The organism is Lactobacillus sp. UMNPBX17, assembly GCF_002553735.1.
GTDB lineage: Bacteria > Bacillota > Bacilli > Lactobacillales > Lactobacillaceae > Lactobacillus > Lactobacillus gallinarum.
On the sequence record NZ_PCYT01000046.1, the window covers coordinates 1 to 13,574 of the forward strand.

Consider the following 13,574-nt stretch of genomic DNA (forward strand, 5'->3'; position numbering starts at 1 on the left):
GGTCCAGATGGACTTTTATTTTTATAAAGTGTTCAACTTGATTTTACAATCGGCGAAACAACATCTTTTATTACTAAGCTTGTTTAATAAAATCTTCTAATTCCTTTTTAGTGAATTGATCACCATATGTAAGTTCTAATTGATGCAAGATTTGATCATAAGGACTGCTTAAATTCTTTAATACAGTGATCAACTTCTTAAGACCAGTAATTGTAGCTTCTTCTTTTCCCTCTTGTTTTTCTTCTAAAAGTCTTGTCTCGTAGTCCATAATCTTGTCCCTCCATTTTGGATCATCATTTAACTCTTTAATTTTCTTTTGTGCCCAGTCAAAGTATTTGTTTAAATGCACTGGACGATCATTGATCAAATCAACTAATCCTAACAGGTCATTGCTTTCACCGTTAGGTTTTCCTTTAGCATTTATTATAATGATATCAATTCCCGCAGACAATTTAATTGTTTGATCAGAATCTTCAGTCCAATGAAAAGAATACCGAATTTTGCCTTGCTTAAATGGATCAAACATACAAAAGAAAATTATCGTTATATTTTTCATATCTCGATAGGTCTTGCCTTTATTCAAAGTATAACGCTGATCATACTTCGAAATATAATAGCGAATGCGCCGACCTAGATCCTTCTTGTCCTTAACTTGCATCTCCAAATCATAAAGATTATGCTCATGATCTTCAACAGAAACATCCAATCGGACATCTTTCTGTGTTTTATGCGACGGATCCTTGATTTCTTTTTGCTTTTCCGGTGAAAAAATCTCTGAAATTTCAGTAATTCCAGTCACTGTCCGCAAAACATAACGGCAAAAATCTGAATTAGCCATCACCTCGCCAAAAACTTGATCCTCTGAGAAGCCATACCATGGCTGAATTTTGTGTGTTTCTTTCATTACACACCAACTTTCTAATAATGTAAGAGAAAATCCCCTTCACTATTTAATACGCAAAAAGTTGGCAAAATTTTTTCAAAAATTCATACTTATATTTAGAAAATACAATATTTACTAAAAAGAAGGCAACTAACATGTACAGCATCCCTAAAATCAAAGCTCACAATGAACAAATGACCAAGTTTTATGCACAGCAAATCCAAGAAACTGTCGATAACACTACTATCTACAATGATCAACCCACCTTTTCAGTTCCATCATCTTCAGCTTATCCACAGTTATGTTTCACGCCAACAGATACTGCTACTGCCATTTCACATTCTAATTGGCAAACTGAAAAAACAGCTGCACTTAACTTCGCGGATTACCTAGAAGCAGGTGGCGGATACTTGCGCGGCATCGTTGCTCAAGAGGAAGCACTTTGCCTTGAATCTGATCTTTATCAGTGTCTTGCGCCATTTGAACAAACTTACTACAAATGGAATAATGCTCATATTAACCATTCTCTTTACGAAAATCGCGCTCTTTATTCACCTAACATTTTATTTGCACATCCCAAGATTTATGCACAGGTGGATATCATCTCCTGTGCAGCTCCAAATTACACTCAAGTAAAACTATCCGGCATTTCGTATAGAAATGCTTGTCTAACTTTACAAAATCGGATGACCTTCGTAAAACAAATTGCGGAGAGTCAGCACGTTGCCCACCTTATCCTAGGAGCATGGGGAGCCGGCGTTTTTGGTTTCAAAGCAAAAGACGTTGCCCAAATGTGGTACAACGTCTTCAAAGAAAAATCTTCAATTAAAAAAGTGACTTTTGCCGTAATTGATGATCATCGCAATTCGGCAGCACAAGATTTTAAAAATTTACTAATTAAGTCCTGAAAAACTCTTTTTTATTTTTCATTTTCTAAATTATTAATAGCAGTTTCAGCTAAAGCATAAGCTTGTTGAGCCTGATTCTTAGCTTGAACATAACCATTCAAGTTATCATCGCCACTAGCTAAAACTCGTGCAAATGCAATTTGTTCTGCCATCAAAAAGTTAAACAAAGAATCCCACTTTTTATCTGCAAACTTAATCTTTTTAGTAGAAATCTTAGGCATCATTTCTCGAGTTAAATTAAATGCCTTCTCTAAAATTTGCTCGTCCGCATCCGTCAAATCACGCACATTGTATGCTTGATGAATTTGGTGTACCTTGAGCAATTCTTTTAACAAAGTTCTGGTTTGAGCATCCTTAGACACATTTTGATTAATTTTAAGCATTGATCTTCTCTTTCCTTTTCAAGATATTCCCATTATACCAAATAGTTATCCGCCATTTGCTTAACGCAGCGTTTCATCTCTTGAATATCCAATACGCTATAAGCAAACTCCTTACGCAATAACTCTTTTGGCAAATATTTATCATACTTGTCGATTCCTGGAACTTCTTTAGGATAGACTAAATCCAGCGGATTAAAGTCTTTGTCAGCTTCCTCTTTAAGAATGCGCCAAAAGTCTTGTTCATCCCCATCCATCGCAAAATACATAAAATATGGACGAGATGAATTAAAACCTCGGATATTCAACTGCTCTCCGCACTTAATTTTGATCAACCGTTCAAGCGCCAAAAAGGCATACGTTCCAGTCCAAGGGAAAAGACACCACATATTGCCGCCAAGCTTAATCAAATTTTTTTTAGCTAAGCCAGCTAAAGCTGCAGTATCACGAGCCTGGGTTAAGCGTGCCTTGCCATTTTGCATCAGATAAGGATACATGACCTTCTCTTCCAAAACCTTTTTCATCCTTTGCAAAATCTTCGGCTGAATATCACCTGGCACATCCCCAAAGAAAGCAGAAATTCTTCCCTTCACCTCATGGCAATACACTTGATGACGCTTGCGATCGACATCTTCAACTACCCAAACTCGACCAGCAATTGCAATTTTGTCTCCAACTGGAGGTGGCTTAACAATTGTACCTAATTCTTCGCTGCCAGCATGAACACTAAATTCTTCATTTTCCGCAAAAACTGCATAAAATTTAAAGTTATTCACAACCTTTTCACCGGCAAGCCCGACTACTAATCCTTTATTCTCGGTCCATTCAATGTGGTCAATTTTAAGCAAATGCCTAAGCAAAACTTTGTAGTCTTCCTGACTAACATTATGAAAATACGACAAAGTGAGCACCCTTGAGGCAAGCTCTGCTGGCGTCATCTCTCCACTAGAGGCGAGCGTACTCATAGTTTGATGATAAAGCAAACTATACGGCAAGCGATTAGGTTCAGGCGGCTCCACCCATTTTTCTTCCGCGTAAAGTTGAACCAGGGCAATTCCCTGAATAAGAGGCCACGGAATTAATTCTGGCAGCATGGCCCGAGATTCTGGATGTTCTTCGCGCATAACAAAATGCATTTCTGGTGGATTGCCGCGACGACCTGTACGCCCCATTCTTTGCAAAAAGCCTGACACCGTAAACGGAGCATCAATTTGAAACGCTGATTCCAGCTGACCAATATCGATTCCCAATTCCAGTGTTGCAGTAGCACAGGTTGTCATATAAACATCTTCATCTTTCATCGCTACTTCGGCTGTTTCCCGTAGTGCCGGTGAAAGATTACCGTGATGAATCATAAAGCGATCCGGCTCATGGTTATAAGCGCAATACGCCCTCAGTTCCTGACACACTGCCTCGCACTCTTCACGACTATTAGTAAAAACTAGGCATTTTTTACCACGTGTATGTTCAAAAATATAACCAATACCTGGATCAGCCGATTCAGGTGCCTTATCCGTTATAGGCTCGACTTGACTAGGATCAAAATACTTGCTGCTGGCCTGTGGATCAGTTTTATAAAAATGTTCCATTGAAAGATGCCAAATCTGTGGTTCGTTCTGCACCTTAGGTGCAACCGTCTTTCTATTTGAACCAGCTCCTAAAAAATCGCTGGCATCTTGCAAATTACCGATGGTTGCTGAAAGTCCGATTCTTCTGGGATTAACATTTGCTAATTTTGACAAACGTTCAATTAGACAAAAGGTTTGGCCACCGCGGTCACTGCGCAAAAATGAATGGAGTTCATCAATCACAATATACTTCAGCCCGCCAAACAAATGAGGAATATCCATGTGCTTATTGATCATGAAACTCTCAAGCGATTCAGGCGTAATTTGTAAAACTCCTGATGGGTTCTTGAGCATCTTTCTTTTTTGCGTTTGCGCTACATCCCCATGCCAGCGCCAAATTGGTATATCGACATCCTGACAAAGCTCCGTCAAGCGATCGTATTGATCATTAATTAAAGCTTTTAGTGGCGCAATATAAAGCGCTTTGACCGAATCCTCTGGTTCATTATAGATATCTGACAAGATCGGGAAAAATGCGGCTTCTGTTTTCCCTGACGCAGTTGAAGCTGACAAAAGCACATTATCTTCCGTCTCAAAAATTTCCTCCGCGGCTGCTACCTGAATCGGACGTAAATTTTGCCAACCATGTTCATAAATATAGTCTTGGATAAATGGTGCATAATGTGAAAAAACATCCATCTTTTTTACCCTTAAATTCTAAATTCAGTATAATCTTGCTCTTTATTATCTGAGACAGCCTCAGATTTTGCATAATTAAAACGATCAGAATTAAGCAGATCCGTGATTTTAGTATCAGGATTTTGCCAAACGATGTCGAGCAATTCAATAAAGTCACGAATAATTTCACGTGGCGTAATGTTAGTATCTGCACCAACGCGCGCATACTCTATCTTGATAAATTGTGCTAAATCATCATCAGTAATAGTTCTTTCATAGCCATATAAGTTAGCATGCATATCCGCCAATTTTTCAGTTAAAACTAGCATTTCTTCTGCGGTCAATGGCTGCAACTTAATCACTGGAGCGTACATATCACGCGCACCGTTTTGAACAAACTTTCCTGTAGCAAGCCGGCTGCGCAGTGCTTCGTATGAATAAACGCCGCGGCGCCGGTCTTCAATTGCTTGTGGCGTCCCGCACATAATGATGCCCAGGTACTTCGCCTTACCCTGCAAAGTGTCATTGTACATTGTCAAAATCTTTTCATAATTATATTGACGACTAATCGCATTCGGAATTTTAAAAATGTTGACCAATTCGTCAATCATGATCATGAGGCCAGCATAACCTGCTTGTCTGAAGAAAGACGCAAACAATTTGAGATATTCATACCAATCGCTGTCTGAAATGATAATATCCACACCCAAATCTTTTTTAGCTTCAGTCTTATGACTATACTCGCCTCTAAACCACTTAAGTACTTTAGCTTTAGTTTCATCGTCATTAGACATATAAGCGTGATAATACATATTAAGCAATTTAGCAAAATCAAAACCATGTACTAATTCATTTAATGATGAAATTACTGCATAGATTTTCTTATCTACTTCGGCTTCAAACTTGGGATCATCATTGGCAATACCACTTTGGGCTACCTGGCTTTGCACAGAATTAATCCAACGATCAAGAATTAAGGTTAAGGCCCCACCTTCAGGACGAGTTTTGGTAGAAAGATTTTGGATTAATTCACGGTAAGTTGCTAGTCCTTGTCCTTTAGAACCTTGCAAGCGACGCTCTGGAGACAAATCGCCATCAACCACAACGAAATTTTTGTCCATTACATAATTACGAATTGTCTGCAGTAAAAAGCTTTTGCCTGAACCGTAACGTCCAACGATAAAACGAAAACTTGCACCGCCATCTTGAATAATATCAACATCATGAAGCAGGGCTTCAATTTCTTCTTTACGGCCGACTGTAATATAAGGCAAACCAATCCGCGGCACTACCCCACCTTTTAGTGAATTTAATACAGTTTGTGCAATTCTTTTTGGTACTCTTCTTTTTTCTGGCATTTTATCATCCCTTTAAAAACATTTCTTGTAAATCATCCGCATAATCTTCAATTATTTGTGGCTGATCTTGTTCATTAAATTCGATCACACTATCGCCAATCTCATCCAGCAATTTTTCATTAATATTATCAGCTAAAATCGAAACCATTAGATGGTGTTTTTGCACATAATCTTGCCACGGCTTCCCTTGCAATAAAGCCATTAGTAAAAACATTTCGTCTTTGTCTAAACTGTAGTCATCTTGATCTACTGAAACTTCTACTTCTTGCTCCTGCTTTTGCACTTGCTCTTGTTCCTCTTGCTCAAGCTGCTTTTCCTCATCGGTTAACAGACTATCACGCGTGACAGAAGCATTGGCCCGAATCTTGTCTAAATCAGAAAAATCAATTTTAATCTGATCAATCTTTGCCTGTTTTTTTTGCTGTTGATAAGCAGCAATTCCAGCCGTAATCGCCTTTAACACGGCTTGATCAATAAAACGCGGCTTGATTGCGCGTCCTAAATTCAGCTTCTCGCGTACTAAACGATCTACTTCATGCAAAAAAGTATTCAAGTTCGTTCGCTGTCTTGGCACAGCTTCTTCTTGATGAATGTACCACCAACCCTTTTTGTAATAATACTTTCTCACAGCATCAACCTTAACCGTCATTGGCTTTTTTGCTTTTCTGTAGAAAACTGCGAGCTTAAAAACGGGCTGCTCAACGACCTTCGGCTTAGCTACAAAGCTGCTGTAATAAGCTATGCCATATTTTTTAGCATCTAACACCTCTTGCCAAACACATTTTAAAACTTGAACAAAAACCTCTTTATTCTTTGCAATTACTTTTGAAGATTTCCAGTATGTCGTCTTTTTTGCAAAAACTTCCGCTAACTCTTCTGCCGTATATTTTTGCGGATAATGCAATATTTCATCATCATGATCTTGCTCAATATCTTTGGCAAAATGCTCAGCTATTTTTTCTTTTCGTAAGCCATAATAAAGCACGTAATCCTTTATCCAATCTGCCAAATATGTTTGAATTCCTAAATCGAAATTATCCACATAATTCTTTTTAAAAGCAATCAGTTTATCGTAGCCATCCTGTGGATTATCCACGCCAATATTATTAAACAGCTCATACAAATATACATATGCATAAGATGTACTAGTGCGATGGTAATCCCCCTTGCGAATCTTAGTCCTCCAGGTAAAGTAACTACGCAATTGTCCCACATTCATATCATGATAAGTAGGAAAGAAACGCTTGAAAGCAAAATATTTTTTATATTCATCTTCGTAATCAGCCATAAACTGCCCTTGAATATAAAAATTCTTCTGCCGACCGGTGCTAGGAAGAATACTGTAATCATATAATTCCCGCATTTGTCTGATCTTATCGGGAATCACATCGTTAACTTGTCTACGCGGCAACCGCTGCTTTATTGGCTGCGCTTGATATTTTTCCTCTGTTTTTTCTCCTGGAATATAAAAATATTGGCTCTTAGCGACATTTGTATCTTGACCATTCATCGCTAATTTAAATGCATAATCTAGCGCCTTCTTAATCGCTTGCTCATCGCGATTATTAGTCAAAACTACGCCTACCCATTCTGCTCCCTTGATGCGAACCGGATCAGTAAAACCAGGCAAATCACGAATCGTTGGAGCAAAGTCACCACATTTTAAATCTAAAACCGCAATACTGCTCTTGCTTGAATTTTCACCATTAATTCGAGAAAGCATAGCAAAATAACCACTATCAAGTGGAGACATTAATACATAAGTATCCGTTGAACCTGACACAATTGGTTCAAACTTCAAGCCATATTTAGCATAAACATATTTAAAAAGCTGATTAGAATCCATTTTTATGTTTCCTTTTTTCGTACGTATGTTCTATATTATATCATCTATTTTATTCTTAGTCTTCTTTGCGTTTTTTTATTTTATGTATATGTTTTCGTATTTCATAAACCTTATATTTTAATATTTAGGTGGTTATACCCAGTCAAGTATGTTAGTATAATAACTGTAAGTTAATGAAAGCGTTTTAATTAATAGCTTCCTAGAGAGGACAAAAACTTAATATGAGTACAAAAGAACGTTATTCTCAAGACGAACTTAGAAAAGCAAATCCAATGTTTAGTCGCACTCGTGCAACTATCGAAAGTGCATTTTACGGCAACAACGTACACGAAGTAACTAGTGTTGCTGAAGCTTATAATTTAGCAAAGAAGCAATCAGGCGTTATTGTTACTGACTTGCCCATCTTACACACTAAAGAATTAGGCTTGCCACATGGTGCAACCCAATTGGTTTACAACCACGGTAAGATCTTAGGTAGAACTGCCAGTGCACGTCACTTCGTTGACAATCCTAACGAAGATGCTGAAGCATTGAACGGTAACTTGCGTGAAGATATCTACAAGGGCCACGAACAAAAATACTTAAAGGCTACTGTTTTGGTAGGTCTTGACCCATCATTTACTGTTAAGGCTCACATCATGATGCCAGAAGATCAAGCCTTCAACCTGCTTTCATACATTTTGAACTTCCACTTCTTCGATGATGAAGCTGAAAAGATGTACGCAAAGTCTAAGTTCTATGATGAACCTGATATTTACTTCTACTTCGATCCTAATGTTCAAGACGAAGACTATCCAAAGGGTTTAGGCGTATTCGACGCTCCACATAACTGTGCTGCTGTCTTCAACCTTCGCTACTTCGGTGAACTTAAGAAGGGTACCTTAACCTTAGCTTGGGCTATTGCTCACCGTCACGGCTACACTGCATGTCACGGTGGTGAAAAGTCATTCCACTTTGACGATAAAGACGACAAGACCTTCGCATTCTACGGCTTGTCAGGTTCTGGTAAGTCAACTTTGACTCACGAAATGTACGATGGTAAATATGATATCACCGTTTTGCACGACGATGCATTCATCATTTCACGTGAAGACGGTTCATCTGTAGCACTTGAACCTTCATACTTCGACAAGACCCACGACTACCCAGCAGGTCACCACGAAACTAAGTACTACACTACTATTATGAACTGTGACGTAACGTTAGACTCAAACGGTAAGAAAGTTATCGTTACTGAAGACTTACGTAACAACAACGGTCGTGTTATCAAGACCCGTTACACTAGTCCTCACCGTGTAGACTTTGAAAAGTCACCAATTACCGCTTTGTTCTGGATTATGAAGGATGGTTCATTGCCTCCAATCATCAAGATTGACGACCCAGTTTTGGCAACTACTATGGGCTGTACTTTAGCAACCAAGAGAACTAGTGCTGAAAACTTGCCTAAGGGCTTCGACATGAACACCTTGGTTATCGAACCATTCGCAGACCCATTCCGTGCATACCCTGTATCAGGCGACTACACAGACTTCAAGGAATTGTTCACTAAGCGTGGAGCAAGCTGCTACAGCTTGAACACGGATGCCTTCATGGGCAAGGACATTCCAAAGGAAGTTACTAAGAAGTTAATCGAAGACTTGGCTAACGGCAACATTAAGGATAGCGACTTCAAGCCATTCGGTAACTTCAAGGGTGTAAGCTACTTACCAATTGAAGGCTACGAAGTTCACCTTGAAGACCCAGAATACCAAAAGACCTTGGCTAAGAGAATGCAAGATCGTTTGAACTGGCTTAACAAGTACGATGAAGAACACCCAGAAACTCCAATTCAAGATGAAGCTAAGAAGACCTTGGAAGCTATTATCAAGGAATTAAGCTAATAATTAGGGAAAATAATATTACCTCATATAATTAAAAACACATTTTCTTAATGACTAAAAGACGAGAGTTGTTACTCTCGTCTTTTTTGGTATAATCTTGCATTTCTATTAATTAGCTATATATCTTATATTTATTTTATTTATAGTTTCTTTAATTTATAATAAAATAGATATAAGGAGCTGATATTATGATTTCAAATAAAGAAAAATTAAGTCAAGTAAATTTTAAAATGCCAGAAAAAGATAAAAAAGAAGTTGCTGCTATTTTTAAATATTATGGTTTAGATTTGAGTACAGGAATAAAAATGTATTTAAAAGAGGTTCAACATACTAAAAGTATCCCTCTATCATTAAAACCAACTACTGAATTAGATGCTGCTATTGCGGAAGCTGATCGAGGTGAATTCGCTGGTGAATTTAATTCATTAGAAGAATTTAATCAAGGATTCGATAAGGCTTTGAATGATGAAGATTAAGTATACCCCACTATTCATTCGATCTGCCAAAAAATATAATAGAAAACATTATCCAATGGATAAAGTAAAAAAATGCGTCAAAGCAATCGTGACGAACGATCAAAAATTTTTAAAAAAGCATAAAGATCATCCTTTAGACAAAGGTGTACGAGAAATGCATATAGATAGACAGTATAACGATGACTGGTTACTATACTATCGTTTTAACGAATACACTGAACAAATTGAATTAATTTTACTTGATATTGGTAACCATAAACAAACACATAGAATCATCTACTAAAAAGACGAGAGTTAATTGCTCTCGTCTTTTTGTTATGTAGATCTTTAATTACTTTTTTCAATATAGTCTTGTGCAGCTTCAAGCACTCGCATCTTATCATAAACAGTGAGATACTTTTCAGCTTCAGCACGTGTTATCCACTTATCGCCCTTGATCTCTTCTTTTTGCGTAACTACCTCTTGTCCTGCAACATATTTAGCTAAAAAGTAGGTAACCATTTTTTCTTTACCTGCAGCTAATGCATATCGCGTTTTTTGAACAAAATTAAAATCAAATTCTGGCTTTAACCCTACTTCCTCAAATACTTCTCGCTTAGCTGCAGTTTCAGCATCCTCATAATTTTCTAAGTGTCCCTTAGGAAAGCCCCAATTGTCATTAATCACGCTTTGAACAATTAAAAACTCTAATTGACCATCCTCACGTCTACGGTAAATAACTGCACCAGCAGAATGTTCCAATTTCAGTCTCATTTTTATCACCCATTTCATTAATAAGACAATTATTGATAATTATTGATAATTCATATGCCGTTTGCAAGAAATATACAAAAAAATTGACCAAATTAAAATTTGGTCAATTTAAAGCAGACGAAATTATTAAGACTAGTAGAATATTTTAGTTACTTCTTTAAGTTTTTTTCGCAGTAATCCTTGATCTTGTCATCATCGGCCTTGAGCATCCATTCACAGGCTGCTTCAGTCTTCATGGTGTCATGGTTGTTTGCTTCCATTTCGTGGTCCCAAATAGCGTCACGAATAGGCATTGAGTTACCCTTTGCCCAATCAAATACTTGGTCCATTTCACGATCAATCATTGCTGTTTGTTCAATTTCTTTTGCATCTGCCATAATTATAAGCTTCCTTTCATCTACATCTTCTATTCTAGTTCTATTAGCTTAAGCTGTTAAATGAAAGGGCTTAATTTATTAATTTTCTAATCTTTGCCGTTAACTGCTTCATCAGCTTGGTTAACGATTCTCACTGCATTAAGTGAACGAGGATATCCAATGAATGGCACATTTTGTTCAATGAGCTTCATTAAGAATTCCTTGTCGTTGCCCAATCTAATATTAGTTTGCGCATGTGATAATAATTGTGGTTCACAGCCACCTTGTGCAGCAATGTAGCAAAATGTAATCATTTCGCGGTCACGATCGTCTAAACCTTTTCTGGTGTAGTAATCACCAAAACAATTATCTACAAGCCACTTGTTGATGGTACCCTTCTTGGCAAAATCCTTCATTTGCGGACCAAATAAACGAATTTGCGTCTCTTCACCTTTTTCTAGGCGATTTTTCATCGTTGTGGTTGACTGACCTGGTAGCGGCAAATCTACTCCTCTTGCAGTCAAAATATCGTTAGTTGCTTTGAAAAATGGAAAAACACGACCTAATCCTAAATAGTCAACAGCTTGATACAAAACTTCTTTAGCTTCAACTGGACTAACCCCGTTATCAAGAGCAACGGGAAGCATGACCTTATACTCGTCAATCCCTTGCATCCCTAACAAATAAGCCAGCGTTGACAACATCTTAGTTCTATCGGGCAAATCAACCGCAGCTTGTACTTCATCAAAAGCAAAATGATTAATCCGTTCTAAGGCTTCTGGATCCGTTTTTTCTAATAAGTTAGCATGAATTCTTTGTGCATCTTCTTTAATTGACATGATATTTTCCTTTCTAAAACGATCTCTTCACTACTTATTTAAGTACGTTTCAGACCTAAAGAAAAATATCTATTTTTTATTCTGCGGAATAACTTCTGCTTATGCTTATTAGCAACATTTAGTTAAACGGACAACATCACGGGCAATCATCAACTCTTCATTAGTTGGGATGATCATCACTTGAATCTTGGAATCCGGCTTAGTGATAAACTTCCGGCCATTGCTCTTATTAGCCTCATAGTCAGGTTTTACACCCATATACCTAAAGGCATCCATTATCTGCTTGCGCACTTCTACGTCGCCTTCACCAACGCCTGCGGTCAAGACTATTCCATCGGCGCCGCCCATTTCAGCAAGATATGAACCAATATAACGCACAACACGATTGATAAAGATCTTGCGTGCCAAAACAGCTCGCGGATCATCGTTATATTTCAAGTCACGCATATCTGAAGAAATACCAGAGAGTCCAATTAAACCAGACTTTTTATTCAAAATATCAATCATCTCATCAATTGAATCTCCGGTTTTATGCATTAAGTGTTGCACAAGAGATGGGTCAATATCGCCTGACCGCGTACCCATAGTTACTCCGGACAAGGGACTAAAGCCCATTGAAGTATCATAAGACTTGCCATTTTTAACAGCGGTAATCGAAGAACCGGAGCCTAAGTGACAAATAATTAGCTTTAAGTCCTTCACATCGCGTTGCATCATCTTAGCTGCTTCCAAGGTAGTGTAATGCACGGAGGTGCCATGAGCACCGTATTTCCGCGCACCATACTTTTTGTAATAATCATAAGGAATAGAATACAGATAATGCACAGGATCTAATGTTTGGTGGAAAGAGGTATCAAACACGGCTACCTGCGGCACATCTGGCAAGACATGCATAAAGGCTTCAATTCCCTTAGCTTCGGCAGGATTGTGCAAAGGTGCAAAACCAGCTAAATCCCAAATCTTTTGTAAATTATCCTTGTTAATAATGGCTGAATCTTTAAAATATTCACCGCCATTTACCACACGGTGTCCTACCCCAACAATCTCATGCAATTTCTCGACAGCATGATATTTCTTCAAGTCATTAATCAATAAATTTACCGCAGCTTCTTGATCTGGAATAGCAATTTGCTTTTTATGTGACTCCCCATTAGCTAACACAATTGTAAAGGTAGAATCTGCCAGACCTACACGATCGGCCATTCCTCGTGCTACTACCTTTTCATCAGGCAATGAAAATAATTTAAACTTGAATGACGAACTCCCCGAATTGACCGCCAAAACTTTTCTCATTAACTACATCCCCTAAATATTAGTTATACTTTTCACAAGTGAATTTTCACTTAATAGTATAGCTTATTAGAATAGCCAGTCAAATGATTTTCAAAAATTCAATTAAACAGCAAAGTCAATCAAATATATTGTTATATAGGTAATAATTGCAATCATTTTTTCGAGATGTAAAACTGTCAAAATCATATTTTGATAAATATCAATATTATGTCTATTTTTTGGAAAATATAAAAAATATATTCTACTTTGTTCAATTTATAACAAAATTTTTGAGCAAACAAAAACTCCAACGCAGTTTTGCCAATGTCATTAAGTTAAGACATTGACAAATTGATAGTTTAAGCTTTTAGATCATT

The 13,574-nt window shown here is 37.6% G+C and carries 13 protein-coding genes; 4 read left to right on the plus strand and 9 right to left on the minus strand.

Features of this window, described 5'->3' with window-relative positions; genetic code table 11:
* Window positions 1-73 precede the first annotated feature (73 nt).
* Window positions 74-904 (minus strand): Rpn family recombination-promoting nuclease/putative transposase, encoded by an 831-nt coding sequence (locus CP368_RS07375; protein WP_087175862.1) that lies wholly within the window; start codon window positions 902-904, stop codon window positions 74-76.
* A 134-nt stretch (window positions 905-1,038) separates the two neighbouring features.
* On the opposite strand from CP368_RS07375, the gene CP368_RS07380 reads away from it, so the two are divergent.
* Window positions 1,039-1,791, plus strand: a complete 753-nt coding sequence (locus CP368_RS07380) for a TIGR02452 family protein (protein WP_098044341.1) — start codon at window positions 1,039-1,041, stop codon at window positions 1,789-1,791.
* 11 nt (window positions 1,792-1,802) lie between these two features.
* Here the strand turns inward: CP368_RS07380 and CP368_RS07385 are convergent, their stop codons facing one another.
* Genes CP368_RS07385 through CP368_RS07400 form a run of 4 tightly spaced genes read right to left on the minus strand, consistent with a single transcriptional unit; the run spans window position 1,803 to window position 7,621 of the window.
* On the minus strand, window positions 1,803-2,174 hold the full coding sequence (locus CP368_RS07385; RefSeq protein ID WP_098044342.1) for a hypothetical protein: 372 nt from the start codon (window positions 2,172-2,174) through the stop codon (window positions 1,803-1,805).
* Window positions 2,175-2,206: 32 nt separating this feature from the next.
* On the minus strand, window positions 2,207-4,438 hold the full coding sequence (locus tag CP368_RS07390) for a DEAD/DEAH box helicase (RefSeq protein ID WP_098045934.1): 2,232 nt from the start codon (window positions 4,436-4,438) through the stop codon (window positions 2,207-2,209).
* An 11-nt stretch (window positions 4,439-4,449) separates the two neighbouring features.
* Entirely contained in the window at window positions 4,450-5,775 is a 1,326-nt protein-coding gene (locus CP368_RS07395; RefSeq protein WP_098044343.1) for an ATP-binding protein, read from the minus strand.
* Window positions 5,776-5,779: 4 nt separating this feature from the next.
* Window positions 5,780-7,621, minus strand: coding sequence for a TerB N-terminal domain-containing protein (locus CP368_RS07400; RefSeq protein WP_098044344.1), 1,842 nt, complete (start codon window positions 7,619-7,621; stop codon window positions 5,780-5,782).
* A gap of 221 nt (window positions 7,622-7,842) precedes the next feature.
* Between CP368_RS07400 and CP368_RS07405 the strand changes: the two genes are divergently transcribed.
* From CP368_RS07405 to CP368_RS07415, 3 genes are all read left to right on the plus strand, one after another.
* The gene (locus CP368_RS07405; protein WP_025006288.1) at window positions 7,843-9,501 is read left to right on the plus strand and encodes a phosphoenolpyruvate carboxykinase (ATP); all 1,659 of its coding nucleotides are present in this window, start codon (window positions 7,843-7,845) and stop codon (window positions 9,499-9,501) included.
* A 188-nt stretch (window positions 9,502-9,689) separates the two neighbouring features.
* Window positions 9,690-9,977, plus strand: a complete 288-nt coding sequence (locus tag CP368_RS07410; protein WP_025006287.1) for a type II toxin-antitoxin system RelB/DinJ family antitoxin — start codon at window positions 9,690-9,692, stop codon at window positions 9,975-9,977.
* Window positions 9,967-10,260 carry a type II toxin-antitoxin system mRNA interferase toxin, RelE/StbE family gene (locus tag CP368_RS07415; protein ID WP_087364027.1) on the plus strand — a complete coding sequence of 98 codons (294 nt, stop codon included), beginning with the start codon at window positions 9,967-9,969 and terminating at the stop codon, window positions 10,258-10,260. The genes CP368_RS07410 and CP368_RS07415 overlap by 11 nt, the downstream gene beginning before the upstream one ends.
* Before the next feature lie 44 nt (window positions 10,261-10,304).
* Here CP368_RS07415 and CP368_RS07420 read toward each other — a convergent pair whose 3' ends face one another.
* The 4 genes from CP368_RS07420 to CP368_RS07435 form a co-directional block, all read right to left on the minus strand.
* Window positions 10,305-10,724 carry a bis(5'-nucleosyl)-tetraphosphatase gene (locus CP368_RS07420; protein WP_098045935.1) on the minus strand — a complete coding sequence of 140 codons (420 nt, stop codon included), beginning with the start codon at window positions 10,722-10,724 and terminating at the stop codon, window positions 10,305-10,307.
* Window positions 10,725-10,879: 155 nt separating this feature from the next.
* A complete protein-coding gene (locus CP368_RS07425; RefSeq protein ID WP_003632732.1) occupies window positions 10,880-11,107 on the minus strand; it encodes a hypothetical protein in 228 nt (75 codons plus the stop codon).
* An 86-nt stretch (window positions 11,108-11,193) separates the two neighbouring features.
* Window positions 11,194-11,925 carry a carboxymuconolactone decarboxylase family protein gene (locus CP368_RS07430; protein ID WP_087300969.1) on the minus strand — a complete coding sequence of 244 codons (732 nt, stop codon included), beginning with the start codon at window positions 11,923-11,925 and terminating at the stop codon, window positions 11,194-11,196.
* A gap of 108 nt (window positions 11,926-12,033) precedes the next feature.
* On the minus strand, window positions 12,034-13,218 hold the full coding sequence (locus tag CP368_RS07435; RefSeq protein ID WP_025006283.1) for an acetate/propionate family kinase: 1,185 nt from the start codon (window positions 13,216-13,218) through the stop codon (window positions 12,034-12,036).
* Window positions 13,219-13,574 lie beyond the last annotated feature (356 nt).

What these genes read in the sequence shown, in the direction of transcription:
- CP368_RS07425 (WP_003632732.1), bottom strand. Translation starts at nt 11,107, where the DNA reads ATGGCAGATGCAAAAGAAATTGAACAAACAGCAATGATTGATCGTGAA.
- CP368_RS07435 (WP_025006283.1), bottom strand. Translation starts at nt 13,218, where the DNA reads ATGAGAAAAGTTTTGGCGGTCAATTCGGGGAGTTCGTCATTCAAGTTT.
- CP368_RS07380 (WP_098044341.1), top strand. Translation starts at nt 1,039, where the DNA reads ATGTACAGCATCCCTAAAATCAAAGCTCACAATGAACAAATGACCAAG.
- CP368_RS07415 (WP_087364027.1), top strand. Translation starts at nt 9,967, where the DNA reads ATGAAGATTAAGTATACCCCACTATTCATTCGATCTGCCAAAAAATAT.
- CP368_RS07405 (WP_025006288.1), top strand. Translation starts at nt 7,843, where the DNA reads ATGAGTACAAAAGAACGTTATTCTCAAGACGAACTTAGAAAAGCAAAT.
- CP368_RS07410 (WP_025006287.1), top strand. Translation starts at nt 9,690, where the DNA reads ATGATTTCAAATAAAGAAAAATTAAGTCAAGTAAATTTTAAAATGCCA.
- CP368_RS07395 (WP_098044343.1), bottom strand. Translation starts at nt 5,775, where the DNA reads ATGCCAGAAAAAAGAAGAGTACCAAAAAGAATTGCACAAACTGTATTA.
- CP368_RS07375 (WP_087175862.1), bottom strand. Translation starts at nt 904, where the DNA reads ATGAAAGAAACACACAAAATTCAGCCATGGTATGGCTTCTCAGAGGAT.
- CP368_RS07430 (WP_087300969.1), bottom strand. Translation starts at nt 11,925, where the DNA reads ATGTCAATTAAAGAAGATGCACAAAGAATTCATGCTAACTTATTAGAA.
- CP368_RS07385 (WP_098044342.1), bottom strand. Translation starts at nt 2,174, where the DNA reads ATGCTTAAAATTAATCAAAATGTGTCTAAGGATGCTCAAACCAGAACT.
- CP368_RS07400 (WP_098044344.1), bottom strand. Translation starts at nt 7,621, where the DNA reads ATGGATTCTAATCAGCTTTTTAAATATGTTTATGCTAAATATGGCTTG.
- CP368_RS07390 (WP_098045934.1), bottom strand. Translation starts at nt 4,438, where the DNA reads ATGGATGTTTTTTCACATTATGCACCATTTATCCAAGACTATATTTAT.